The organism is Escherichia ruysiae, from assembly GCF_031323975.1.
GTDB classification, from domain to species: domain Bacteria; phylum Pseudomonadota; class Gammaproteobacteria; order Enterobacterales; family Enterobacteriaceae; genus Escherichia; species Escherichia ruysiae.
The window spans coordinates 357,363-382,985 of record NZ_JAVIWS010000001.1 but is presented as its reverse complement, the minus strand read 5'-3'; the positions used below and the strand labels follow the sequence as shown (position 1 = coordinate 382,985).

Genomic DNA, 25,623 nt, shown 5'->3' with positions numbered 1-25,623 from the left:
ACAACGTCACTGAGGCAATCATGAAACCACTTTTATCCGCAATGATAACCGCGCTTATTGTCTTTTCTGCGCAAGGCTTTGCGGAACAAACCACGCAGCCGACGGTTATTCCCTGTGGTGATGAAGTGATTGTTCCCCCATCGCAGGAACAACCACCATTCGATTTAAATCACATGGGTACAGGCAGTGATAAGTCGGATGCGCTGGGCGTGCCCTATTATAATCAACACGCCATGTAGTTAATTCTGGCCCCGACATATCGGGGCTTATTAACTTCTCACCTTCACCGCTTTACGCCACCGCAAACCAAACACATTGATATACAGCCCGCCCATTATCAGCACCGCACCGAAAAATTGCAGACCCGTTAATCGTTCATCTAACAATAACGCCGCACTTGCCAGACCGACTACCGGGACAAGTAACGATAACGGTGCCACGCGCCAGGTTTCATAACGCCCAAGCAGCGTACCCCAGAGCCCATAGCCGACAATCGTCGCCACAAACGCCAGATACATCAGAGACAAAATGGTGGTCACGTCGATAGTGACCAGGCTGTGAATCATTGTTGCGGAACCATCGAGAATGAGCGAGGCGACAAAGAACGGGAGAATCGGGATCAATGCGCTCCACACTACCAGCGACATCACTGCCGGGCGCGATGAGTGCGACATGATCTTTTTATTGAAGATGTTGCCACACGCCCAGCTAAATGCTGCCGCCAGGGTCAGCATAAAACCGAGCATCGCCACATGCTGACCGTTCAGGCTACCTTCAATCAACACCAGCACGCCAAATATCGCTAAGGCGATCCCCGCCAGTTGCTTGCCATGTAGTCGTTCACCGAAAGTAAACGCGCCGAGGACAATCGTAAAAAACGCCTGTGCCTGTAAAACCAGCGAGGCCAGACCTGCTGGCATACCGAAGTTAATGGCGCAGAAGAGAAAGGCAAACTGCGCAAAACTGATGGTTAAACCATACCCCAGCAGCAAATTCAGCGGTACTTTCGGTCGTGCGATAAAAAAGATTGCCGGGAAGGCCACCAGCATAAAGCGCAAACCGGCCAACATCAGCGGTGGCATATTATGAAGCCCCACTTTGATGACCACAAAATTAAGCCCCCACACAACCACTACCAGTAGCGCCAACAACCCATCTTTTCGCGACATTCTACCGCCCCTGAATTTTCATCTTTTGTAAGCAATCAACTTAGCGGAATTTACTTTTTTTTAACAGTTGATTCGTTAGTCACCGTTTACGACGGCATTAATGCGCAAATAAGTCGCTATACTTCGGATTTTTGCCATGCTATTTCTTTACATCTCTAAAACAAAACATAACGAAACGCACTGCCGGACAGCCAAATGAACTTATCTCTGCGACGCTCTACCAGCGCCCTTCTTGCCTCGTCGTTGTTATTAACCATCGGACGCGGCGCTACGCTGCCGTTTATGACTATTTATTTGAGTCGCCAGTACGGTCTGGGTGTCGATTTGATTGGTTATGCGATGACAATTGCGCTCACTATCGGCGTCGTTTTCAGCCTCGGATTTGGCATTCTGGCGGATAAGTTTGACAAGAAACGTTATATGTTACTGGCAATTACCGCCTTCGCCAGCGGCTTTATCGCCATTCCCCTGGTGGACAACGTGACGCTTGTGGTGCTGTTCTTCGCGCTCATCAACTGCGCGTATTCCGTTTTTGCTACCGTGTTGAAGGCCTGGTTTGCCGATAATCTTTCCTCTGCCAGTAAAACGAAGATCTTCTCGATCAACTACACCATGCTCAACATTGGCTGGACCATCGGCCCACCGCTCGGCACGCTGTTGGTGATGCAAAGTATCAATCTGCCCTTTTGGCTGGCAGCCATCTGTTCTGCGTTTCCTGTGCTTTTCATTCAAATTTGGGTGAAACGCAGCGAGAAAATCATCGCCACAGAGACAGGCAGCGTCTGGTCTCCAAAGGTTTTGTTACAGGATAAAGCTCTGCTGTGGTTCACCTGCTCAGCCTTTCTGGCCTCTTTCGTGAGCGGAGCGTTTGCCTCGTGCATTTCACAATACGTGATGGTGATTGCTGATGGTGATTTTGCCGAAAAGGTGGTCGCGGTTGTTCTTCCGGTTAATGCTGCGATGGTAGTTACGTTGCAATATTCCGTGGGCCGGCGCATTAATCCGAGCAACATCCGCGTGCTAATGACGGTCGGCACCCTCTGCTTTGTCGTCGGTCTGGTCGGGTTTATCTTTTCGGGCAACAGCCTGCTACTTTGGGGAATTTCAGCCGCCGTGTTTACTCTTGGCGAAATCATTTATGCCCCTGGTGAATATATGTTGATTGACCATATTGCACCGCCAGGGATGAAAGCCAGCTATTTTTCCGCCCAGTCTTTAGGCTGGCTTGGTGCAGCGATTAACCCATTAGTGAGTGGCGTCGTGCTCACCCGCCTGCCGCCGTCCTCGCTGTTTGTCATCTTAGCGTTGGCGATCATTGCTGCATGGGTGCTGATGTTAAAAGGCATTCACGCAAGACCCTGGGGGCAGCCGGTTCTTTGTTGACTCTCTGCCGTGCCTTAACGGCACGGCTTGACTCATTATTTTCCTGTTGCAAAGGCGTAGCCTTCATCTTCCCAGCCGGTTACCCCGCCGATCATGATTTTAACTGGCCTTCCTAACCGAGCCAGTTTGAGTGCCGCGCGGTCTGCGCCGTTACAATGTGGCCCCGCGCAATACACCACAAACAGAGTATCTTCCGGCCATTGAGCCATTCTCTCTTCGGTCATTTGCTTATGGGGCAGATGAATTGCGCCTGGGATATGCCGATGAGCGAAATCCTCTTCACGTCCGACCACATGCAGCAAAACGAAATCATCGCCAATGTAGGCCAGCGAGTCATGAACATCGGCGCAATCCGTTTCAACACTCAAACGCATGAGAAAATGCGCTTCGGCAACGTCCGGTTTCGCTGCGGTAAATTCAGTGACATAACGCATATTGCTTTTTCCTTTTGGGTTGTTGTGTTAACAATAATGTAACCAATCAACCTTTCACTGACTGCCTCACGATATGCCAGAAAAGAGTAAAATGATGCCAACATTGCAGCGCCCGCTGGTTGTTGTATTGGCTTATGACGGACTATGCACTTTCGAATTTGGTGTAGCCGTTGAAATCTTCGGCCTGCCGCGACCGGAACTGGGCGATAACTGGTATCGGTTTGCTGTTGCTGCGGTAGAACCCGGTGCGCTGCAAGCTACTGGCGGGATCCACGTAGTTGCGGATGGCGGGCTGGAGCTACTGACTGAAGCCGATATGATTATTATTCCAGGCTGGCGCGGTATAGATGCAACAGTACCAGAAATGCTATGCCAGGCGTTGCGCGAAGCACATCAACGCGGTACTCGCCTGGTTTCGATATGCTCGGGCGTATTTGTCCTTGCCGCCGCTGGCCTTCTTCACCAGCGAAAAGCAACCACCCACTGGCGCTACACTGAACAACTCCAGCATCGTTACCCTTCAATTCACGTAAGTGACAATGTGTTATATCAGGATGAAGGACAAGTGATAACCTCCGCCGGAAGCGCAGCGGGGATCGATCTGTGCTTACATATCGTGCGCAAAGATTATGGTCACGAAATTGCTAATAATGTCGCCCGGCGGTTAGTCATTCAGCCGCATCGCCACGGTGAGCAACCACAAAACCTGACACGACCGATGGCTTCGCCGCGTGAAAGCCATACGTTAGGCGCATTATTCGACTTTTTACAGCAAAATCTGGCACAAACGCATACCGTTGCCTCTCTCGCCGGACGAGTGAATATGAGTCAACGTACTTTTTTAAGACGCTTTGTCGCCTTAACGGGTATGACACCCGCCCGCTGGCTTCTCAATGAGCGATTAATACGAGTGGAAGATTATCTGCAAAATTCGTCGTTTAGCATCGATAAAATTGCAGATCTGACGGGGTTTGGTAATTCATCTTTACTGCGTCATCATTTTCACCAGCGTTTTTTATTATCCCCTTCACAATATCGGAAAAACAGCCGTTCCTCATCACATTAACCCTCTAATTCAGTCTTCGTTTAGGTTACCTCTGCTAATATCTTTCTCATTGAAATGAAAATTAAGGTAAGAGAGGAAACACACCACACCATAAACGGAGGCAAATAATGCTGGGTAATATGAATGTTTTTATAGCCGTATTGGGAGTAATTTTATTTTCTGGCTTTCTGGCCGCGTATTTCAGCCACAAATGGGATGACTAATGAACGGAGATAATCCCTCACCTAACCGGCCCCTTGTTACAATTGTGTACAAGGGGCCTGATTTTTCTGACGGCGAAAAAAACCGCCAGTAAACCGGCGGTGAATGCTTGCATGGATAGATTTGTGTTTTTACTTTTGCGCTAACAGGCTTTTCTGTGCACTGGTAACGGATCATTGACACAGTAGCATTATTTTTCTCAATGAATGTTAAACGGTGCTTAAACTCGGGTAATCACGTTTTGTTCGTCAATAAACATGCAGCGATTTCTTCCAGTTTGCTTACCCTCATACATTGCCCGGTCTGCTCTTCCGATGACCACATCCAGCGGTTCTTCAGGAAATGCGCGGCTCACACCTGCGGTCACGGTTATGTTGATATGCCCTTCAGAATATGCGATTGCATGGTTATCGACTCGCTGGCAAATACGTACTCCGGCACGACATGCATCTTCATCATTAGCAGCTTTGACAATGATGATAAATTCTTCGCCACCATAGCGATAAACCGTTTCGTAATCACGCGTCCAGGTAGATAAGTAAGTTGCCAGGGTGCGTAATACCACATCACCGATTAAATGCCCGTAGGTATCATTAACCAATTTAAATCGGTCTATATCCAGCAGCATTAAATAGAGATTCAGTGGTTCAGCATTACGTAATTGATGATCAAAGGATTCATCAAGAACCCGACGGCCAGGTAATCCAGTCAGAACATCCATATTGCTACGAATCGTCAGCAAATAAATTTTGTAATCTGTTAATGCTGCCGTAAAAGAAAGTAACCCTTCCTGAAATTCATCAAAATGAGCGTCCTGCCAGCGATTTTCGACAATAGCCAACATTAATTCCCGACCACAGTTATGCATATGTTGATGGGCAGAATCCATTAGCCGAACGTAAGGTAATTCATCGTTATCGAGTGGCCCCAGATGATCAATCCAGCGACCAAACTGGCACAGTCCATAAGAATGGCTATCCGTAATTTCTGGCTTACTGGCATCTCTCGCGACCACGCTGTGAAACATACTCACCAGCCACTGATAATGGGCATCGATAGCCTTATTGAGATTTAGCAAGATGGCATCGATTTCCGTTGTCTTCTTGATCATTGCCACTCCTTTTTCACAGTTCCTTGTGCGCGCTATTCTACCGAGAGAAAAGAAAAATTACGTCAATATTTTAATAGAAATCCTAATCTGAGACGACGTTAAAGATAACATTCTGATTTAAAACAAAATAAGCAGATGAAAAAGTGTTTAATACTGTAAATTATCTCTTCCTTGCACCATAAAACAGAGGCAAATAACATAAACAGCAAAGCCTGATGCCCCTATTGATTGGGCCATCAGACGCATTTATTTTTCTATTTCTGCAGATGTGTGACCCGAACGACGGCTGGAGTGCTTTTCTTATCCAGACTCCCGCTAATGTTGATCATCTGGTCAGGCTGAACTTGTCGTCCATCAAAGACGGCAGCAGGAATAACAACATTAATCTCACCGCTCTTATCACGAAAAACGTAACGGTCTTTACCCTTGTGGGAAATCAAATTACCACGTAATGAAACTGAGGCACCATCATGCATAGTTTTCGCAAAATCAACGGTCATTTTTTTTGCATCATCAGTTCCGCGATAGCCGTCTTCTATTGCATGTGGCGGTGGTGGCGCAGCATCCTGTTTTAAACCTCCCTGATCATCTGCCAACGCATAAGGCATGACAAGAAAACCTGCTAATACAATGGCCTGAAATTTCATACTAACTCCTTAATTGCGTTTGGTTTGACTTATTAAGTCTGGTTGCTATTTTTATAATTGACAAATAAGAATCGTACTGATTGTTATAAAACAATTAAAATCAGTCAGCTAGCAACAAAATTTGCTGCAAATTTAACTCAAAAAAGACAATAAAAAGATTAATGAAAGCTGTGTTTAAGTCTTAAATATATTTTCAGAATAATCGGATTTATAAATCTGATTTTTATTATAGTGAAAGAACATACCAAAAAGGCAAATCACCTTTGCAGCTAATAACGTGGACAAACAACGATGAACATTAATAGCAATAAAATTGTACAACTTGCAGATAGCGATACTATTGAAAACCTGACATCCGCGTTGAGCCAAAGACTTATCGCTGATCAATTACGCTTAACTACCTCCGAATCATGCACTGGCGGTAAGTTGGCTTGCGCGCTGTGTGCTGCTGAAGACACACCAAAGTTTTACGGCGCAGGCTTTGTCACTTTTACCGATCAAGCCAAAATGAAAATCCTTGGCGTCAGTCAGCAATCTCTTGAGAAATATACGGCGGTGAGCGAGAAGATAGCGGCAGAAATGGCAACTGGCGCCAAAGAGCGCGCAGATGTCGATATTAGTATTGCCATTACCGGCTACGGTGGGCCTGAAGGTGGGCAGGATGGTACGCCCGCAGGCACAGTCTGGTTCGCATGGAATATAAAAGGAAATACGCATACTGCGGTTATGCATTTTGATGGTGATTGCGAAACAGTATTAGCATTGGCGGTTCGATTTGCACTGGCGCAGCTTTTGAAATTACTGGAATGACTTTCTGGCCAGGCTTTACGCCAGACCAGCTATATTTACAGAAAATTAGACGTTCAGTCCACGATGTTGCAACATCGGCGCAATCTGTGGTGCCTTACCGCGCCATTGACGATACAAACGTTCTAAATCTTCGCTGTTGCCTCTGGAAAGAATCGCCTCGCGAAAACGTTGCCCATTCTCACGCGTTAAGCCGCCCTGCTCGACAAACCATTGATAACCGTCGTCTGCCAGCATTTGCGTCCACAAATAGGCGTAATATCCCGCCGCATATCCGCCACCAAAAATGTGGGCGAAATAACTGCTGCGATAACGTGGCGGTATGGCGGGAAGATCCATATTTTCCGCCACCAGCGCCCGCAGTTCGAAATCATTCACATCCTGCATCGCTTCATGCTCTTGCAGACAGTGCCAGCGCATATCAAGAAGTGCGGCGCTAAGCAATTCGCTCATCTCATAACCTTTATTGAACAGGCTGGAATTACGCATTTTTTGTTGTAACTCTTCCGGCATTGCTTTCCCGCTCTGATAATGCCGGGCGTAGCGCGCGAATACCTGCGGATGCATTGCCCAATGCTCGTTGATTTGCGAAGGAAATTCGACAAAATCGCGTGGTGTATTGGTGCCAGAAAGCGTGGCATAACGCTGGCAGGCAAACAGACCGTGCAACGTATGCCCAAACTCATGGAATAATGTAATAACATCGTCCCACAGCAACAATGCGGGTTCGTCTGCCGCCGGTTTCTGATAATTACAAACGTTATAGATTACCGGGCGTGTTTCATTAAGCGTAGATTGTTCTACAAAATTCCCCATCCATGCGCCGCCGCTTTTTGAGTCACGGGCGAAGAAATCACCGTAAAATAACGCCAGCCCCACGCCATTATGATCAAAAATTTCCCATACGCGGACATCAGGATGGTAAACAGGAATATCAAAACGTTCGACAAACTTAATACCGAAGAGCTGATTCGCAGTCCAGAATACACCTTCATTCAACACTGTGTTTAATTCGAAATAAGGTTTGAACTGCGCTTCATCAAGACAGAATTTCTCCCGCCGCACCTGTTCAGCATAAAATGCCCAGTCCCACGGCTGCGCGCTAAACCCGCCCTGCTGATTATCGATAACCGCCTGTATAGACGCTAATTCATCGCTCGCACGTTGACGCGCCGCCGGAACAATTTCCCGCATAAAATTGAGTGCTGCTTCTGGTGTTTTTGCCATCTGATCGGCAATTTTCCACGCGGCATAATGAGGGAAGCCAAGTAATTTGGCCTGTTGGGCGCGGATCTCCACCAGCCGTTGAATGATGGAACGAGTATCATTGCCATCGTTTTTTTCCGCGCGTGTCCACCCCGCAGTGAACAGTTTTTCACGTGTAGAACGATCGCTGAGTTCCGCAAGCGCCGGTTGTTGCGTGGTATTCAGCAATGGGATGAGCCATTTGTTTTCCAGACCTTTCTCGCGAGCCGCCTCTGCCGCCAGCGCAATTTCTTGCTCACTCATGCCTGCCAGTTGCGAAACATCGTCAACCACCAGCCCTCCGGATTTGTTCGCAGCTAATAACCGCTGGTTAAACTGACTGGTCAGGGTAGCGGCTTCTGTGTTCAGCACTTTTAATTTTTCTTTATCGGCATCTTCAAGTTTGGCACCGGCAAGAACAAAACGCTGATGAATAACTTCTACCAAACGAACAGATTCACTATCAAGGCCCAGCGTTTCACGCCGCTGCCAGACAGCATCTACCCGCGCGAATAATTCGCCATTCAGGTAGATATCATTAGCCAGTTCCGCCAGTTCCGCCGAGAACTGTTCATCGAGACGCTGTAATTCATCATTAGTATGCGCCGAGGTCATGGCAAAGAAGACGCTGGTAACGCGAGTGAGTAACTCCCCGCTCTTTTCGAGAGCCAGAATAGTGTTAGTAAAATCGGGCGTCTGCGGGTTTAAAGCTATCGCCTCTATCTCAATCCGCTTTTGCCGCATCCCCTCATCGAATGCCGGGCGATAGTGTTGATTTTCAATCTGATCAAAATGAGGAGCCATATACGGCAGAGTGCTCTGCGTAAGGAAAGGATTCGTCGTTGACATTTTCTACTCCTGAAAACGAGGTGTTCCATAGCGTAGGCTTACTGATAACGGAGTGCAATCTTGCAAACCAGTATTACCCGCTCTTAAGCATCACGTGCTATGTTATTGACACACAAAATCGTTGAGGAACAGTGAGATGATCGTTTTAGTAACTGGAGCAACGGCAGGTTTTGGTGAATGCATTACACGTCGTTTTATTCAACAAGGGCATAAAGTTATCGCCACTGGCCGTCGCCAGGAACGGTTGCAGGAGTTAAAAGACGAACTGGGAGATAATTTGTATATCGCCCAACTGGACGTTCGCAACCGCGCCGCCATTGAAGAGATGCTGACTTCGCTTCCTGCCGAGTGGCGTAATATCGATATTCTGGTAAACAATGCTGGACTGGCGCTGGGTATGGAACCTGCACATAAAGCCAGCGTTGAAGACTGGGAAACTATGATTGATACCAACAACAAAGGCCTGGTGTATATGACCCGCGCTGTCCTGCCTGGCATGGTCGAGCGTAATCATGGTCATATTATTAACATTGGCTCAACGGCGGGTAGCTGGCCGTATGCTGGTGGTAACGTTTATGGCGCGACAAAAGCGTTTGTTCGTCAGTTCAGCCTGAATCTGCGCACTGACTTGCATGGTACGGCAGTACGTGTCACCGACATCGAACCGGGGCTGGTGGGTGGCACCGAGTTTTCCAATGTTCGCTTTAAAGGTGACGACGATAAAGCGGAAAAAACCTATCAAAACACCGTTGCGCTGACGCCAGAAGATGTCAGCGAAGCAGTCTGGTGGGTTGCTACACTCCCTGCTCACGTCAACATCAACACACTGGAAATGATGCCGGTTACCCAAAGCTATGCCGGACTGAATGTCCATCGCCATTAATTTTTATACCCGGCTTAACCGCCGGGTTATTGCTTGTCACAAAAAAGTGGTAGACTCACTGAGTTAACCCACTCACAAGCAAGAACGAATGACCGTCGAAACGCAACTTAATCCCACACAACCTGTCAATCAGCAGATTTATCGTATTCTTCGCCGCGACATTGTCCATTGTCTAATTCCACCGGGCACACCGTTGTCGGAAAAAGAAGTTTCTGTTCGTTTCAATGTGTCACGCCAGCCGGTTCGTGAAGCCTTCATAAAACTGGCAGAAAACGGCCTGATTCAAATTCGCCCGCAGCGTGGCAGCTACGTCAATAAAATTTCCATGACTCAGGTACGCAACGGTAGTTTTATTCGTCAGGCTATTGAGTGTGCCGTCGCCCGCCGGGCGGCGAGCATGATTACCGATAGCCAGTGCTATCAGCTTGAGCAAAATCTCCACCAACAACGTATTGCCATTGAACGCAAACAACTGGATGATTTTTTTGAGCTGGATGATAACTTCCATCAAATTCTGACGCAGATTGCCGACTGTCAGCTTGCGTGGGACACCATTGAAAACCTGAAAGCAACTGTTGACCGCGTGCGCTATATGAGCTTTGACCACGTATCGCCACCTGATATGTTGTTACGTCAACATATGGATATTTTTACTGCTCTACAAAAACATGATGGTGATGCGGTAGAAAAAGCAATGACTCTGCATTTGCAGGAAATAAGTGAATCCGTGCAGCTGATCCGCCAGGAAAATAGCGACTGGTTTAGCGAAGAGTAATTCATTTCCTCTCATCCCATCCGGGGTGAGAGCCCATCCCTTTCTTCTGGTTCATGCAAGCATCAAAAAAGATGTGAACTTGATCATAAACAAAAAAATATTCACTCGACAGGAGTATTTATATTGCGCCCGTTACGTGGGCTTCGACTGTAAATCAGAAAGGAGAAAACACCTATGACGACCTACGATCGTAACCGTAACGCAATCACCACTGGCAGCCGTGTTATGGTTAGCGGCACCGGTCACACTGGCAAGATCCTGTCGATTGACACTGAAGGTCTGACCGCAGAGCAAATCCGTCGCGGTAAAACCGTGGTTGTTGAAGGTTGTGATGAAAAACTCGCGCCTCTGGACCTGATTCGTCTCGGCATGAACTAAGCGTGTGAATGCCGCCGATGGCGGCATTGCTGTTTTTACCTCTCGATATATTTCGCCACGGTCGCTTTCGCGCCATGCGCTAATAGAGACAAGTACGCTTCCGTCACCTTTGCAACAAACAAGTTATTGTTCGGCAAATTATCACCAAATATCGCCTTAATCGCCATCAACGACTGCACACGCGTTTTCCCTTCGGCACTACTTTGCACAGCCTTTTGAATGACCGCTAGTAACGGATCGCTAATCTCAATCTGATTTCCCTGTTCATCAACACCACCAACATAACGCATCCAACCAGCGACGCCCAGCGCCAACAGATCGAACGCGCTGTCATGCGCCAGATGCCAGCGAATTGAATCCAACATCCGCTGTGGCAGTTTCTGACTACCGTCCATTGCAATCTGCCAGGTTCGGTGGCGTAAAGCCGGGTTGCTGTAGCGTTCAATCAATCGATCGGCATAATTTTGCAAATCTACACCCTGTACTTTCAGCGTGGGCGCCTGTTCCTGCAACATCAAGGCATGTGCTGCATGACGATAATTTTCATCTTCCATACAGTCGTTAATGTGCTGATATCCCGCCAGATAGCCCAGATAAGCCAGGAAGGAGTGGCTGCCGTTGAGCATACGCAGTTTCATCTCTTCATAAGGCAGCACATCGCTGACCAGTTCAGCGCCTGCTTTTTCCCATTCCGGGCGTCCGGCAACAAAATTATCTTCAATCACCCACTGACGGAACGGCTCACACGCCACGCCTGCCGGATCGCGCACGTTGGTAAGTTGTTCGATTTTATCCAGCGTTTCCGCCGTCACTGCGGGTACAATGCGATCCACCATTGTCGATGGGAAAGTCACGTTTTCCTCTATCCATTGCGCCAGTTTTACATCCACTGCTCTGGCGTATGAAGTGACAACGTCACGCATAACGTGACCGTTTTCTGGCATGTTGTCGCATGACATAACGGTAAACGCGGGAAATCCTGCGGCTTTACGGCGAGCCAGCGCCTCGACAATCACGCCTGTTGCTGTTTTCGGCTGGTGGGGATTTTGCAAGTCGGCAGCTACCATCGGGTGCTCCATCATTAACTGTCCGGTCGCCGGAGAGTGGAAATACCCTTTTTCGGTGATTGTCAGAGAGACAATTGCGATTTGCGGTTCACACATCGCGGCCAGCACGGCTTCTAAGCCATCAATTTGTACGTGCAGCGCCTTTTTCACGACGCCAACTACGCGAGCGGTCCACGCATCAGCCGACATTTCCGCAACGGTATAGAGATTATCTTGCTGTTTAAGATCGACGATTTGCTGTTCGCCGCCAATCAGATTCACTTCATAGTAGCCCCAATCGCTGTGATGCTGGGCAGCCAGGATATCGGCATACACGCCCTGATGCGCGCGATGAAATGCGCCAAACCCTAAATGAACAATTTTTGGCGTCAGGTTATTACGATCATAAACAGGGAGTGTCGCTTTTGCGGATAACAAATTATTTCCCATGACGTTTCCTTTAATTTAAATATGGCAAGCTGAATGGTTTGTTATATGAATAAAAATCCCTCCTCACTAAGAGAAGGGATTCTGGATTTACAGACTTGTTGAAGGTTGCGCAGCTCTTACAACGCGCGGTTGATCTTCTGCAGCATCTTCCAGCGCACTCAAATCGCGGTCTTTAACTTCTGGCATTTTCAGCGCGGAAATTAAGCCGATGACGGAATAAGCCATAATCATTATTGCAATCGGATACCAGGATCCTGTCATGTTACAGAAAATACCGGCCAGAATAGGACCAAACCCTGAAGCGATAAGACCACCAATTTCTTTAGATATTGCCATTCGGGTAAAGCGGTTTTTACAGCCGAACATCTCTGCCATGGTAATGTTTTCCAGGGCAAATAATCCCAACACCGCACAGTTGTGAATCACAATGAGTGCAACCATGATGGTGCCCGGTGCATAGCTTTTATCTACAATGATAGAAAGCATTGGCCACGCCAGGACAATAGCTGAAGTATTCATAATGATATAAGGAATACGACGGCCAATTTTATCGGATAACCAACCGAGGAAAGGAATCGTCATAAAACCGATAATAGAACTGATCATTAATGCATCTGTGGGAATTGCTTTATTAAACAGCAAAGTTTGCACTAAATAACCAGCAAGGAAAGTTTGAATCAGACCTGAGTTTCCTGCCTGTCCAAAACGCAGACCTGTTGCCAGCCAGAAGGATTTGCTCTGGAACATGCTACCGACAGGTGCAGGTTTTGCTGTAGGTTGGTTGCTGTCGTTAACCTTCTCAAAAACCGGGCTTTCTTTCAGGTTCATTCGCAACCAGATAGCAAAGACCATCACGACAACGCTCGCCAGGAACGGTATACGCCATCCCCATGCCAGCAGTTCTTCTTTACTAAGAATAAAGAACATAAAGGCCCAGATTGCCGTTGCGCTCAAGGTTCCGCAGTTAGTACCCATAGCCACAAATGAGGAGATAATTCCGCGCTTACCTTTCGGCGCATATTCCGCCAGCATCGTACCGGCACCGGAAATTTCCGCACCTGCCCCCAGCCCCTGAATAATACGCAACGTCACCAGCAAGATTGGCGCAAAAACACCAATCTGCGCATAGGTCGGCAACACACCAATTAAGGTAGTACAGATCCCCATCATGGTGATGGTAATAAAGAGCACTTTTTTACGCCCTATTCTGTCGCCCATTTTGCCGAAAATAAATGCTCCGACAATACGTGCAACATAACCAGCACCGTAAGTTCCCATTGCCAGAATTAACGCCATTGCGGTTGACGATTCCGGAAAAAATATTTCATGGAATACTAACGCTGCACCGAGCGAGTATAACTGAAAATCCATAATTCACAGGTGTTTTTTCCCATCCTGTGGTTTCCTTGGCGTTTTCTAGGTTTTTTCAGATAGTTGCATTTTTTAAAAAGCATCCTAAGTTCGATCTCAGTGTCTATCTGGGGCCTATTTCTGTCCCATATATGCCCCAAAAAAACTCCTCAACAGATAAGTAGTTTTTTCATGGAGTTACGCGTAAAATCAATAACGGCTGGAAATCATTCAATACTCGCACTATCGAAAAATTTACCAGCCAACCGCAGCACGTTCTTGCATAAGGCGTGTCTGCGGTTTTTCAACTATTCAGATACATCACTCCCATCACATTCATTCCTCCGCATCAAAGGCATATAGGCTATATCACCTTGATATTTTTCTTCTTCAGATAAAAACTGTTATCTATGTATACTTTTAAACCCAATCCGTGTAGAGTCTCTGCATAAGATAGTTTGCAGTTGCCACTTCAGCTTGCGCCATAAACCGCCTGATTTTTGCCGCCATCTGTTAGCATTCCTGTATACCTGAAACGACAATGTTTATCTACGAACTTTAAGAACACCCAGGATAAAAATTGTCAACTATATCATATATAACACATTACTAATTCGAGGCTATATGAACAGCATACTGATAATCACTTCGCTCCTTATCATATTCAGCATTTTTAGTCATGCTCTAATAAAATTAGGGATTGGCATATCCAATAACCCAGACAAAACCGATGTATAAGTCAACATATCCTGAATCAGACATACAATATCGCAATGAAAATCAATAATATTTTAAGGAATATATTCATGAAATCAAAAGACACCCTAAAGTGGTTCCCTGCGCAGCTTCCTGAAGTCAGAATTATCCTAGGGGATGCTGTAGTGGAAGTAGCAAAACAGGGAAGACCTATCAATACCAGAACATTGCTTGATTACATTGAAGGAAACATAAAGAAAAAATCATGGCTGGATAACAAAGAATTATTACAAACAGCGATATCAGTTCTTAAAGACAACCAAAATTTAAATGGTAAAATGTAATATAATAAACTTACTTTTTTATCATTTTTCCACTTTAACAACATTTTGCTCCACTTTTCCACGACCAAACAACTTGAAATCTGGTTAAAATAACACGCAACACTATTCTTCTTCCTTGAGTCCGCCCGGAACTCGAAAAACAAACCGAGTTAAAGCCATTTTTCACAAAATCGATTTTGGGTCTCACCAAAATTACGGGGTTGCATACGCATTCGTTTATTTTCGAACGTGTACATACAAACATGCACAAAAATAATCAAAATTATTTTCTGAGATGCATTATGATATGAACACCAATTTCGTATAGAGTCTCACTATGTCTCGAATTTTTGCTTACTGTCGGATATCAACGCTGGATCAGACCACCGAAAATCAACGCCGGGAAATCGAAAGTGCAGGTTTTAAAATCAAACCTCAGCAAATAATCGAAGAACACATTAGCGGCTCAGCAGCAACCAGTGAGCGTCCTGGTTTTAACCGGTTGCTTGCTCGCCTGAAATGTGGTGATCAATTGATTGTGACAAAACTGGATCGCCTTGGTTGTAATGCAATGGATATCAGGAAAACAGTGGAACAACTGACCGAAACAGGTATCAGAGTGCATTGCTTAGCATTGGGGGGCATTGACCTGACCAGTCCAACAGGAAAAATGATGATGCAAGTAATTTCAGCAGTCGCTGAATTTGAACGAGACCTTTTACTTGAACGCACTCATTCCGGGATAGTAAGAGCCCGGGGCGCAGGGAAACGTTTTGGTCGACCACCTGTGTTAAATGAAGAACAGAAACAGGTGGTATTCGAACGGATTAAGTCAGGTGTAAGTATAAGTGCCATTGCCCGGGAATTCAAAACCTCGCGGCAAACCATTTTAAGAGCCAAAGCAAAACTTCAGACACCTGACATATAAAAAATAATCTCGGTGTGAGATGCCTTACGTCTTCCAAGCCCCCTTCCTTGCCGTAAATGGAAAGATACATCTAATTATAGAATTTATATGTTTTACCCTACGGCAGTGCTGGCCATTCAATATCCTGTGCAGTTGACGTATCAACACGGTTCAGCAACACCCGATACTTCTTCCAGGCTTCCCGCAACGAGGTTTCTTCCTCCGTTGCATATACAGCTCACCTTTTTTCACCCACGATTAACCAACAGCCAGACCAGCAGACACGCCACCACCGGCACAGCAAAATCCATCAGGCTTGCCACATCCCACGCGCGCGGATCAAAACCGCCCCACCACGGCATATTCATTCGCTTGCCATGCCCGAACATTTCAATCCAGCGATATTCTGCCTGGGTGTGTTCACGCGCAATGAAGAACGTACAACCGGCTATCGCCCCGTAAGCCCAGTTCCCGGTAAAAAGACCAATCAGTAGCTGCGCAGCCACAGCACAAAGCGCATGAAGGAAAGGTGTTATATCCATTTTCATCCTACCCAATAAAACGGGGCGCTCGGCCCCTTAATATTATTTAGACACAAGCGCCGCCTCAATTGCAGATAATCTTTGTCTTAATTCTGCGTTTTCTTCTTCCAGTGCTGTTATTCTGTCGTCTGACTCTCTGGCTACCTGAACAAGCAAGCCAGTAACACCAGAATAATCTACTGTGTAATAACGTTCACCTTCTTCACCTTCCGATCCGCTCGCACCGTCCTGATATTTCATTGCGGAACCTACAACTTCTGGGATTGCTTCCAGAGCTTCCTGTGCAATGACACCAGCATAGGGCATACCGTTTTCTTTAAGCGTGTATGTATAGCCGTTCATTTTACGGATGCGGTCGGTTGCATTATCGATCACCTGAATGTTGTCTTTCAGATCCCGGTCGGAATGCTGGTTAAATGCGGTGGCATGACATGCACCATTAACGCTTAACATATAGGTGTTATCGGTATTTTTCTGCGCATAGAACATATAAGCGCCACCATCAACACCGACTTCATAAACAACAGGACGGCTGGAGTTGCCCCACAATTGAGCAGTAACACCAGCATAAGCGGTTCCCTGTGTGTTTAATGTCATGGTTGACCCATGATTGGCATATTTGATCTGTAATGTGTCGGTGTAATCAAATTTAATAAGCGCGTTACTTCCACGCTTGCTGTATGACATAAGGCAGTTACCCATTTTGAGGTATCCGCTGTCACCGGGAAAAATCATCGTACCGCCATAAAGGTTGGTAAAGTCCCAGCAAATGTTTGTCCCGTTATCGTTCAGGTTAAGGCGCGCCATTGCGTTACCTGGACTGTCTATCCATTTTTTGAGGTATAGTTCGCAATACGCATCCTCAACACCTGCCGTCCTGTGAGTTGAGCGGAGTTTTCTCCCAAATATAGCTCCGCTAGTTGGCAATACCTGCTGATACCATGAAGCAGACCAGTCACCAACGATTTCATCTTTGCTGTCTACATATAATTTTGTTGCGTAGCTTCCTTGATCGTTTTTTAATTTGCTAACGTCGGATTTTAGCGTTTTGATGTCATCAGGAATTACTGTCGATGTAGCCATTTTTCTTCCTCACATCCAGCCACGAAGTTGATGCTCAACAGCAACCACGTATTCATCGAATAATGACGATATTTGCGAATCATTAATGATGCGCACGTTTACAAAATATCCGTCTTCCTTAACACATACCGGTTCGCCATCTTCAGTCAGTTCTCCGGTTTCTTTGTACACGTTACCTATCACGTCAATAAGAATATCATCCTGCATCGACTCGTCATCATAATAGCCAATACTCTCCATAAAGGCCGAAAAGTCGGCCCTGTCGGCAAATTTGAGTGTTAAATCTTTCATTTAATACTCTCCCCCATTTGCGCATCAGTTAATTCTTTATGCCAGAGACGAAGATTTCTCAAATGGCCGAATAGATGACGTGTCCCTGATGTGGCTTGACCTCCTATTCGAATAAAGGTCCGCGTTTTTACGCCCGTCCATTCCGTTTTCATGGTTTTAGTAGCCTCACCGTTAGAAACTACTCGTTTAGTACCATCAGAATAAATATTAAAACCACCAATGAGTTTTCGAACATCCGTTCGACCAGTAAACAAACTAGAAACGTAACTACTTGTCGACGCTTTATAAGTTTGCATATAAAGCTGACCGTAATATTTCTCGGTTGTGTTAAAAGCGTATGTGATTGACTCAATAGGCGGCACACCAGAAAAATCAAAAATACGCGGTGCTACATTAGGAGGAATATCGCCCCAATTCCTGTTAACCTCGACCAAACAAGTAAGCGGTCTGTTATAAATGTTGTTTTCGGTCGGGATCGTAACCATATCACTCGCACGAGTCGCCGCCGTCGTTCCTGATATAATAAAAGATGATACACAAGCCCCATTCTCTACTTGTGGGGTAGCCAGATAAATATAGTCACCTGATACGGTTGCCCCTCCCTGCTTAGGTGAATACTGTATCTGAGAGCCTATTTTTAACTCACCATCAATTGCCTGAATTGTTGCCTCAGCAAAAATCCATCCTGTAGTTTCATCCTTCCTGACTCGTGCCGTAATTCTACCGGAAGCACCACCTGTCATATTAATTTCAAGCGTTTGTGTATCAATATACGCATCACCAAGAAAAGTTGTTGCGCTACCGTCATATTTATCAAATCGGATACGCAACCTTACCTGCAGTTCTGTTTTAAAACGACATGAGGTTGTCACGTATTTATTATCGCCTGAGACATCAACTGACTTTGTTGCAGCAATTGATGCCATATTAATGGCTGAGGTTTGCCCAATCAGAGAATCGTTACAGACAAACTTTCCATAGGTAAAACCAAAACTATCCGTCCCGGTTTCGGGAACATCCATATTTGACGATCGCCCCCAACTGGCAGGGCTTTCCGAATTGAGCATGTAGTTCGTTCTTTGCCCCTCAATAAGCAGGCCATCACGTTCAAACCGTGGCTCGTCAATGGCAGCCTCTGTCAGCACACCAGATTTATTAATATAGGTTGCTTTCGATGCGCGTTTAAACTTAACAACCTTGTCGCCAGGCATCGTTATTTCATCATCACCAATAACAATCTTTTTATATGATGGCGAAAAACCCGTAATCATATCCAGCGAATCGTTAAATGGTATCCACACATCAGGAAGCGGCTGCAATACTTGTTTATACGGCTCCGCAGCCTGGCTTGCATACTCTCTGGCTGCATCCTCACTTGCTTTAGCTGCTGTCTGGCTTGCTGCCGATGCTTGCGCCGAGTTCGCCGCTGCAGTCTCGCTTGTCTTTGCATTGGTTTCACTGGTTTTTGCAGCTTTTTGACTGTTTGCTGATGCAGTGGCAGAAGCAGCCGCCGCACTTGCAGAACCAGCTGCGGCACTCTCGCTTTCAGCTGCTGCATCCTGACTGCTTTTCGCCGCAGTTTCGCTGGCTTTGGCATTCGTTTCGCTGGTCTTCGCTGCCGTCTGGCTGGACTTTGCGTTAGTTTCGCTCGTCTTCGCTGCTTTCTGGCTGTTAGCCGCAGCAGTTGCTGATCCAGCTGCTGAAGTCGCAGAACCAGCTGCCGCACTCTCGCTTTCGGCTGCTGCATTCTGGCTATTTTTCGCCGCAGTTTCACTGGCTTTGGCATTCGTTTCGCTGGTTTTCGCTGCCGTCTGGCTGGACTTTGCGTTGGTTTCGCTCGTCTTTGCGGCTGTCTCGCTATTTTTCGCGTTGGTTTCTGATTTTTTGGCTGCTGTCGCGGAGTTTGCCGATGCAGTCTGCGAGGCCGCTGCCGCCTGTGCGCTGTTAGCTGCATTCGTTTCTGAGGTTTTCGCCGCGTTCTTCGATGATGCCGCAGCCGTTTCGGATTTCTTTGCCGCCGCTGCGCTCTGAGAGGCGGCTTCAGCGTTGCGTGCCGCTTCTTCCACCATTTCCTCAAAACGACGCAATGCCTCCGGCATGACATCATCCTCCGTCATGGCACCGAGAAAATCATTCAGCGTACCTGGTCTGGAGCCTTCATAGACGGTAATGGTCCCGGCATGTGAAGGCGGAAAACCTTCAACCAGCAGGATGACGCTGTACTGGCCATACTCAACATCCATGCTGTAACGCCCGGCTTCATCCGGATTTTCAGAGGCCACTGTGTTCACCAGTACCGTGGTGCTGTTACGCTTTGCTTTGAGCTGAATAGTGCAGTTCTGTATTGGTTTTCCTGCACCGTCTTTCAGCACACCTGAAATCTGTACTGCCATATTCACTCCACAAATAAAAAAGGCACCATTTCTGGTGCCCGAATTTGGGTTTTAAAATTCAGCTAATCGTGATGCCTGCAGTGGCTTTCTTCATCACAACAACCAGCAAATCGCTGATACTTGCTGTGGGATACCAGCCATTTACCCACCATGCTGATACAGAAAACTCCAGTGTCATTACGCCACTGCCTGCTGGCATATCAATAACACCCGTGTAAATCAGAGTATTATCCAGAGCCGTTCTGTTATAAATTTCAGCCCCATTTTTCTTCACTATCAGGCGGCATGACGAATAAGTATCGCTATTCTCCCGTTCATGTCTGGCACCGCTAAAAGCCACCGCTGGAATAACAATTTGCCGGTCAAACGGCTGATCGTCATAAACCCTGACGGTAATGGTCCCTGATGGCCACCGCTCCGGTGCACGGGAGTCCCGGGGGAAAGCTTTGCCCACTGTTTTAACGAGATCGCCTTCAATCTGGTTCGCGGACAGTTTTCCCAGAACCCGACAGTTCTCGTTAATCGTGACGTTGTTGAGCGTCCCGGAGTTCGCATTCACGTTACCGCTGATATCGGCATTTTTCGCCGTCAGCCGCCCGTCCGGTGTCAGGGAAAATACCGGAGGATTGCCACCGCTGGTAATGGTGGGAGCCGTCAGATATTTCAGGAACACTTCATTCATAAATATCTGATCGCCCTGACCAACAAACATCGGCTTTGTATTGCCATTCGCAGGATTAATCATCGCAATCCTGTCCGCCGCCAGCAGCACCTGACTCTGCATACCGTCAGGGGTATTCTCAATACCGGCACCAATACCCGCGATATAAAGGCGTCCGTCCTGCATCTGCTGCAGCTTCACAGCCCACATGCTGTTCAGGTTATTATTTGTATCAACCTGAACCTTCTGTATCTGCTGGATCGCTGCACTCTGGTCTTCCAGCTTCTTATTGACGGTCTGCGTGATTTCATTGTTGACATCCGTAATGGACATCCTGATTTCAGCCAGGTCAGGCGCAAGCTGACCGTTATCAATCTGCGTCCACAACTCCTGAGCCAGATGGGTTTTCCCTATCTCGCCTTTGAAAAAATCCAGATAGCCGGATGCGTCATCACTCGGCTGACCAACAGCCTCCACAAATGCCGATTTGCCAACGGTGTTCACACTGCGGATGTAAAAATAATAATCATGGCCCGGTTTGATATTGATACTGGCGGCTATCCAGTACAGCGCCGTACCAAGATAGCGGGCTGTGGTTTCAACCTGCCTGATATCGGTAATCCGCTTTTCCGAGAACCAGAACTCAAACTGTACCGTCGGATCATAAACGGCAAGATACGGCGTGGCGGTTATCTGAAAATAGCCCGGCGTCAGCTCAATCCGCGACGGTGCTGCCGGTGCGGCAATCCGGAACGATACCGATGCCGGATCGCCCTGCTGCCCCCAGGCATTTGCCGCCCGGACTGTCAGCCTGTAGTTTCCCAGCGCCAGTTGCGTGAAGCGGTATGTGGTTTCCGTCGTCCGGGCCGTGCTGACCAGCCGCTCACTGCCGTCATCCGCTGCCACGGTCAGGCGAAGCATAAAGCTCACGCCCTTCACCACCTTCGGCGTATCCCAGCGCGCCAGCACCTGGTATTCCCCGCTGTCTGCGGTGACTTCGGCGGTCAGGTGCTGCACCGCTGGCGGCGTGACACCATTCACCGTGCCGCTCTGGTCGCCGTCAAAGTGCGCCCCGTTATCCACGATGGCTTCTTTTTCCGGTACATGCTGCACGGCAGTGATGGCATACGTGCCGTCATCGTTCTCACGGATACTCACACAGCGGAACAGGCGCTGACGCAACGTCGGCAACTTCAGCCCCCACACACTGTATTCTGCAACGCCGTCAGGAACCCGATTCACTTTCACCTTAAGTCCGTCGGTGACGGACTGAACCTCCACGCTGACCGGATTACCACTTCCGTCAACCAGGCTTATCAGCGTGGTACCGGAGGATGGCAGCGTGATTTCACGGTCGAGCGTCAGCGTCCGGGTCTGGCTGTTCACCGCCAGCACGCGACCACCGGTGCTGATACCGGCATAGTCATCATCGCAGATTTCAATGACATCGCCCGGTACATGGCGAAGCCCTTCAGCGCCCACGCTGAAGTCCACGGTCTGCGTCTCCAGCAGTTCCGTTTTAATCAGCCACAGCCCGGCTCGGTGTGCCTGCCCCCGACTGGTACAACCAAAGGCATCCATCTTCGTGACATTACGACCGTAACGGGCAATGGCCTGCGTATCTTCAACAAGCTCTGTCGCCGTCTCCCAGCCGTTGTTCGGGTCAATCCAGTTCACCTCAACGGCATTATGGCGGTCCTTCAGGGCGCTGAAGCTGTAGCGGAACGGCGCGCCATCATCCGGCATCACCACATTACTGCGGTTATAGGTCCACACCTTATCCGACTGTCGGTCCTGCACGAACGTCAGCGTCTGCCCGTTCCATACCGGCATACAGCGCATCGCCGAGCAGAAATCACTGAGCACATCCCACGCCTTGCGCTGTGTGGTCAGGTAAGCGTTACAGGTGATGCGCGGCTCCGTGCCGCCAAAGCCGTCCGGCACCGACTGGTCGCAATTCTGGCCGATGACATACAGCGCCCATTTATCCACATCCGCCGCACCAAGACGTTTCCCCATGCCGTAGCGCGGATGGGTCAGCATATCCCACAGACACCAGGCCATGTTGTTGCTGTATGCCGGTTTTAACGTTCCGTCCCAGATACCGCTGTATTGCCGCGTCTGCGGGTTATAGTTCGACGGCACCTGCAGAATGCGCCCGCGAAGATGATAATTACGGCTCACCTGCTGGCTGCCGAACTGCTCCGAGTCCACCTGCACGCCAACCAGTGCCGTGTTCGGGTAGCACTGTTTCACATCGATGATTTCGGTGTATGACGACCAGAGCGTTTTGTTCTGCAGCTGGTCTGTGGTGCTGTCCGGCGTCATCCTGCGCATCCGGATATTAAACGGGCGCGGCGGCAGGTTACCCACCACCACCGAGGCCAGATACTGTGAGGTGGTTTTGCCTTTAATGGTGATGTCTTTTTCCGTCACCCAGCCACCGTTACGTTGTATCTGAACCAGCAGGCGGACTTCCGACGGATTCCTGTCCCCCTTTGAGGTGGTTTCCACCAGTGCCTGCACGCCGAAGGTAAAACGCAGTCGGTCAATGTTTGCCGACGTGATGGTCCGGGTGATCGGCGTGTCGTATTTCACTTCCGTACCCAGCACCGTCTCGGAGCCGGAGGATTCAAATCCCTCCGGCGGTGTTTGCTCCTGCTCACCGGCCCGGAACACCACCGTGACGCCGGAGATGTTGGTATTCCCCTCAGTGTCCAGCACTGGCGTACTGTTCAGCAGCACGCTTTTTAATCCATCCACCGGACCTTCAATCGGCCCTTCGCTGATGGCATCGATCACACTCAGCAACTGCGTGGACTTCAGGTTGTCCTTCGCTTCGCGCGGAGTATGCCCCTTACTGCTGCCTTTACCCATTCCTAACGCTCCATAAACGACAAAACCGCCCGGAGGCGGTTTCACATAAAACGTTTTTCATCAGCGACCAATCACCACAACCTGACCACCATCCCCTTCGTCTGCCGTGCTGATCTCCTGAGAGACCACCCGCGACCCCACGCGCATTTCACCGTACAGAACGGGCAGAACATTGCCCTGGGCAACCATGTTATCCAGTGAGGAGAAATAGGTGTTCTGTTTGCCGTTATCTGTACTTGCTGCCGTGGGCGTCCTGGCTTTCGGTGCCAGCATCTGCGCCACTCCGCCCAGGATCATACTGGCCCCTGCCGCATACATGCCCGATACAGCCGCGGCACCCAGCCAGCCCACAGGGTTCCACCATGCCACCGCAATCAGCGCCGCCCCCAGCACCACCTGAAACACACCGCCACTTTTAGCTCCCGCCAGACGCGGCACGATGTGGATCACGGCACCATTTGCCAGCGGCTCATTAAGACGGGCAGACAATTCGGTTTCACCTGCATCACGCCCGGCAATGCGTACCTGGTACCAGCCGTCGCTCAGTTTCTGACGAAACGCCGGGAGCTGTGTGGCCAGCGCCCGGATAGCTTCAGCCCCCGTTTTCACACGAAGATCGATGCGGCGGCCAAATCGTTGCAAATCCCCGTAAAGGCAGATGCGTGCCATGCCCGGTGACGCCAGAGGGAGTGTGTGCGTCGCTGCCATTTGTCGGTATACCTCTCTCGTTTGCTCAGTTGTTCAGGAATATGGTGCAGCAGCTCGCCATCACCACAGTAAATGGCGGCATGATTCGGCACCGATGAACCAAAACAGCACAGCAGCACATCGCCCGGTTGTGCTGATGACAACGGCACCTGATACAGCCCTGTGGCCTCCAGATTATCCAGATAGAGATTCTGACCGTGACGCCACCAGTCATCCTCGCGATGAAAATCCGGCATCTCAATCCCCGCCAGATGATAAGCATCCCGGAACAGCGTGTAACAGTCCGTCACCCCGTGCTCAAAGCGCCGCCCGGTGAGATGCGGCACACAGCGGAACTTATGAATCGCCCCCCGGCAGACCAGCAACCACGGCAAATCACTCTGCACCTGCAGCCGCCGGTCGGCCTCACTCAGCCAGGGCAGACCACCGGGGTGGCTGTGGACCAGCGCCACAATCTCACCCTGCATTTCTGCCTGCAGCCAGTCTTCCGGCGACATACGGAAATACGCCTCCGGCTCACCGGAGATATTCACGCAGGGGAAATATCTTTCCCCCTCCGGCGTGCTTACCACGAAGCCGCACGACTCCGCTGGCGCACATCGCCGGGCGTGCGCCAGAATCGCTGATTCTGTCTCTGTCATGGGATTCACTGCGAAAGTTTGTTAATGGAAAGGAAGCCGCCAAAGTTGCCGACGTTATTGCGAAACTTACAGCCGCTCAGGCATTTGCTGCATTTATCCTTCGTGATATCGGACGTCGGCTGATCATATTCATCCGCGACCGCCGGACCGTGATAACCGCACTCATCACCGCGATAGGTCCAGGTGCAGGTGTTGGCCAGCATGATACGTCCCGGAAAAACGGCACCGTCCGTTTCCGTCGGCGTGGACAGTACAAAAGAGGCACTCACCGCGCTCAGTTCGCTGCACTGCTCGATGCGCCAGCGGCTGATCACCTCCTGCTCCGGATCGGCGTCACTGTTTCCGTTGACGAAGTTCACCGCATCCAGAAAACGGGCGTAAACCTTACGCCGGACCACCGTTCCTCCGACCAGACTCTGCAGGTCTTCCGCCATCCCGGTGACCATGCCGTGCAGGTTAGAAACCGTCAGTGTCGGACGGGCAGCACTGCCCTTGCCGTTCAGTTCAAATCCCGTCCCCTGAATGGGGTATACCTGATACTGCCGCCCCTGCCAGATAACCGGCTCACCTTTTTCGTTCTGCTCATTACAGAAAAAATAACGTTCACCACCGACCTCTGTCAGATCGATTTCCCAGAGCACCACCTGGGCTGACTGAGTGAGGCGTGTCGTCTCATGATGTGTTTCCTGTGGAATATCCTGCATCAG

Annotated in this window: 25 protein-coding genes and 5 pseudogenes; 12 read left to right on the top strand and 18 right to left on the bottom strand. The window is 48.8% G+C overall.

Annotated features, from left to right (window positions below; genetic code table 11):
- Positions 1-20: 20 nt before the first annotated feature.
- Positions 21-239 carry a multiple antibiotic resistance protein MarB gene (gene marB, locus RGV86_RS02095; protein ID WP_000803538.1) on the top strand — a complete coding sequence of 73 codons (219 nt, stop codon included), beginning with the start codon at positions 21-23 and terminating at the stop codon, positions 237-239.
- Positions 240-269: 30 nt separating this feature from the next.
- Here the strand turns inward: marB and eamA are convergent, their stop codons facing one another.
- Entirely contained in the window at positions 270-1,169 is a 900-nt protein-coding gene (gene eamA, locus RGV86_RS02090; RefSeq protein ID WP_000087182.1) for an O-acetylserine/cysteine exporter, read from the bottom strand.
- Between the two features lie 195 nt (positions 1,170-1,364).
- On the opposite strand from eamA, the gene ydeE reads away from it, so the two are divergent.
- Positions 1,365-2,552: an efflux MFS transporter YdeE gene (ydeE, locus tag RGV86_RS02085; RefSeq protein ID WP_085460717.1), complete on the top strand. Its 1,188-nt coding sequence runs from the start codon at positions 1,365-1,367 to the stop codon at positions 2,550-2,552.
- A 35-nt stretch (positions 2,553-2,587) separates the two neighbouring features.
- Here the strand turns inward: ydeE and RGV86_RS02080 are convergent, their stop codons facing one another.
- Positions 2,588-2,986: a rhodanese-like domain-containing protein gene (locus RGV86_RS02080; RefSeq protein WP_001271098.1), complete on the bottom strand. Its 399-nt coding sequence runs from the start codon at positions 2,984-2,986 to the stop codon at positions 2,588-2,590.
- 94 nt (positions 2,987-3,080) lie between these two features.
- Here RGV86_RS02080 and ftrA point away from each other — a divergent pair, with 94 nt between their 5' ends.
- The 3 genes and pseudogenes from ftrA to RGV86_RS02065 all read left to right on the top strand — a co-directional run bounded on the left by ftrA (position 3,081) and on the right by RGV86_RS02065 (position 4,358).
- Positions 3,081-4,052 carry a transcriptional regulator FtrA gene (ftrA, locus tag RGV86_RS02075; RefSeq protein ID WP_309508495.1) on the top strand — a complete coding sequence of 324 codons (972 nt, stop codon included), beginning with the start codon at positions 3,081-3,083 and terminating at the stop codon, positions 4,050-4,052.
- 107 nt (positions 4,053-4,159) lie between these two features.
- Positions 4,160-4,255 carry a protein MgtS gene (mgtS, locus tag RGV86_RS02070; protein ID WP_085460715.1) on the top strand — a complete coding sequence of 32 codons (96 nt, stop codon included), beginning with the start codon at positions 4,160-4,162 and terminating at the stop codon, positions 4,253-4,255.
- Positions 4,255-4,358, top strand: a pseudogene (locus RGV86_RS02065) (hypothetical protein). Before mgtS ends, RGV86_RS02065 begins: the two are co-directional and overlap by 1 nt.
- A gap of 115 nt (positions 4,359-4,473) precedes the next feature.
- Here the strand turns inward: RGV86_RS02065 and dgcZ are convergent.
- Complete coding sequence (gene dgcZ, locus RGV86_RS02060; RefSeq protein ID WP_085460714.1) at positions 4,474-5,364, bottom strand: diguanylate cyclase DgcZ; 891 nt, start codon at positions 5,362-5,364, stop codon at positions 4,474-4,476.
- A 254-nt stretch (positions 5,365-5,618) separates the two neighbouring features.
- Positions 5,619-6,011: a YdeI family stress tolerance OB fold protein gene (gene ydeI / locus RGV86_RS02055; RefSeq protein ID WP_085460713.1), complete on the bottom strand. Its 393-nt coding sequence runs from the start codon at positions 6,009-6,011 to the stop codon at positions 5,619-5,621.
- Between the two features lie 291 nt (positions 6,012-6,302).
- Between ydeI and RGV86_RS02050 the strand changes: the two genes are divergently transcribed.
- Positions 6,303-6,821: a 2-oxo-tetronate isomerase gene (locus RGV86_RS02050; protein ID WP_032225211.1), complete on the top strand. Its 519-nt coding sequence runs from the start codon at positions 6,303-6,305 to the stop codon at positions 6,819-6,821.
- 45 nt (positions 6,822-6,866) lie between these two features.
- Here RGV86_RS02050 and dcp read toward each other — a convergent pair whose 3' ends face one another.
- Positions 6,867-8,912: a peptidyl-dipeptidase Dcp gene (gene dcp / locus RGV86_RS02045; RefSeq protein ID WP_085460711.1), complete on the bottom strand. Its 2,046-nt coding sequence runs from the start codon at positions 8,910-8,912 to the stop codon at positions 6,867-6,869.
- Positions 8,913-9,048: 136 nt separating this feature from the next.
- Here dcp and ydfG point away from each other — a divergent pair, with 136 nt between their 5' ends.
- The 3 genes from ydfG (at position 9,049) to ydfZ (ending at position 10,948) form a co-directional block, all read left to right on the top strand.
- Positions 9,049-9,795: a bifunctional NADP-dependent 3-hydroxy acid dehydrogenase/3-hydroxypropionate dehydrogenase YdfG gene (gene ydfG / locus RGV86_RS02040; RefSeq protein ID WP_010346482.1), complete on the top strand. Its 747-nt coding sequence runs from the start codon at positions 9,049-9,051 to the stop codon at positions 9,793-9,795.
- An 88-nt stretch (positions 9,796-9,883) separates the two neighbouring features.
- Positions 9,884-10,570 carry a DNA-binding transcriptional regulator rspR gene (rspR, locus tag RGV86_RS02035; protein ID WP_000215570.1) on the top strand — a complete coding sequence of 229 codons (687 nt, stop codon included), beginning with the start codon at positions 9,884-9,886 and terminating at the stop codon, positions 10,568-10,570.
- A gap of 174 nt (positions 10,571-10,744) precedes the next feature.
- The gene (gene ydfZ, locus RGV86_RS02030; RefSeq protein ID WP_000214710.1) at positions 10,745-10,948 is read left to right on the top strand and encodes a putative selenium delivery protein YdfZ; all 204 of its coding nucleotides are present in this window, start codon (positions 10,745-10,747) and stop codon (positions 10,946-10,948) included.
- A gap of 35 nt (positions 10,949-10,983) precedes the next feature.
- On the opposite strand, the gene RGV86_RS02025 is transcribed toward ydfZ, so the two are convergent.
- Together RGV86_RS02025 and ydfJ are read right to left on the bottom strand one after the other, a co-directional pair.
- Entirely contained in the window at positions 10,984-12,444 is a 1,461-nt protein-coding gene (locus tag RGV86_RS02025; protein WP_085460710.1) for a mannitol dehydrogenase family protein, read from the bottom strand.
- A gap of 87 nt (positions 12,445-12,531) precedes the next feature.
- Positions 12,532-13,815 (bottom strand): annotated as a pseudogene (ydfJ, locus tag RGV86_RS02020) (MHS family MFS transporter YdfJ); the annotation flags it as partial.
- Between the two features lie 603 nt (positions 13,816-14,418).
- Here ydfJ and RGV86_RS02015 point away from each other — a divergent pair.
- From RGV86_RS02015 to RGV86_RS02005, 3 genes are all read left to right on the top strand, one after another.
- The gene (locus tag RGV86_RS02015; RefSeq protein ID WP_120795384.1) at positions 14,419-14,532 is read left to right on the top strand and encodes a YnaM/YnfT family protein; all 114 of its coding nucleotides are present in this window, start codon (positions 14,419-14,421) and stop codon (positions 14,530-14,532) included.
- A 68-nt stretch (positions 14,533-14,600) separates the two neighbouring features.
- Positions 14,601-14,834 (top strand): cold shock protein YdfK, encoded by a 234-nt coding sequence (gene ydfK, locus RGV86_RS02010; protein WP_000836768.1) that lies wholly within the window; start codon positions 14,601-14,603, stop codon positions 14,832-14,834.
- A gap of 316 nt (positions 14,835-15,150) precedes the next feature.
- Positions 15,151-15,741: a recombinase family protein gene (locus RGV86_RS02005; protein ID WP_000086527.1), complete on the top strand. Its 591-nt coding sequence runs from the start codon at positions 15,151-15,153 to the stop codon at positions 15,739-15,741.
- Positions 15,742-15,838: 97 nt separating this feature from the next.
- Here the strand turns inward: RGV86_RS02005 and RGV86_RS02000 are convergent.
- The 11 genes and pseudogenes from RGV86_RS02000 to RGV86_RS01960 form a co-directional block, all read right to left on the bottom strand.
- Positions 15,839-15,949: pseudogene (locus RGV86_RS02000) on the bottom strand (tail fiber assembly protein); the annotation flags it as partial.
- Between the two features lie 19 nt (positions 15,950-15,968).
- A complete protein-coding gene (locus RGV86_RS01995; protein WP_000355601.1) occupies positions 15,969-16,262 on the bottom strand; it encodes a hypothetical protein in 294 nt (97 codons plus the stop codon).
- Positions 16,263-16,304: 42 nt separating this feature from the next.
- The gene (locus RGV86_RS01990; protein WP_021560598.1) at positions 16,305-17,345 is read right to left on the bottom strand and encodes a tail fiber domain-containing protein; all 1,041 of its coding nucleotides are present in this window, start codon (positions 17,343-17,345) and stop codon (positions 16,305-16,307) included.
- Positions 17,346-17,354: 9 nt separating this feature from the next.
- Positions 17,355-17,636, bottom strand: a complete 282-nt coding sequence (locus RGV86_RS01985; RefSeq protein WP_000654155.1) for a hypothetical protein — start codon at positions 17,634-17,636, stop codon at positions 17,355-17,357.
- A pseudogene (locus RGV86_RS22420) lies at positions 17,633-18,670 on the bottom strand (prophage tail fiber N-terminal domain-containing protein); the annotation flags it as partial. The gene RGV86_RS01985 and the pseudogene RGV86_RS22420, both read right to left, overlap by 4 nt.
- A 233-nt stretch (positions 18,671-18,903) precedes the next feature.
- The gene (locus RGV86_RS22290) at positions 18,904-19,233 is read right to left on the bottom strand and encodes a phage tail protein (RefSeq protein ID WP_077881232.1); all 330 of its coding nucleotides are present in this window, start codon (positions 19,231-19,233) and stop codon (positions 18,904-18,906) included.
- 432 nt (positions 19,234-19,665) lie between these two features.
- Positions 19,666-20,029, bottom strand: a pseudogene (locus tag RGV86_RS22285) (prophage tail fiber N-terminal domain-containing protein); the annotation flags it as partial.
- 58 nt (positions 20,030-20,087) lie between these two features.
- Positions 20,088-23,567, bottom strand: coding sequence for a phage attachment tail tip protein J (gene gpJ, locus RGV86_RS01975; protein WP_021560600.1), 3,480 nt, complete (start codon positions 23,565-23,567; stop codon positions 20,088-20,090).
- 60 nt (positions 23,568-23,627) lie between these two features.
- The gene (locus tag RGV86_RS01970; protein ID WP_000847646.1) at positions 23,628-24,176 is read right to left on the bottom strand and encodes a tail assembly protein; all 549 of its coding nucleotides are present in this window, start codon (positions 24,174-24,176) and stop codon (positions 23,628-23,630) included.
- Positions 24,173-24,916 carry a C40 family peptidase gene (locus tag RGV86_RS01965; protein ID WP_309508424.1) on the bottom strand — a complete coding sequence of 248 codons (744 nt, stop codon included), beginning with the start codon at positions 24,914-24,916 and terminating at the stop codon, positions 24,173-24,175. The genes RGV86_RS01970 and RGV86_RS01965 overlap by 4 nt, the downstream gene beginning before the upstream one ends.
- Positions 24,917-24,921: 5 nt before the next feature.
- Positions 24,922-25,620: a phage minor tail protein L gene (locus RGV86_RS01960; protein ID WP_001152368.1), complete on the bottom strand. Its 699-nt coding sequence runs from the start codon at positions 25,618-25,620 to the stop codon at positions 24,922-24,924.
- Between the last annotated feature and the right edge of the window lie 3 nt (positions 25,621-25,623).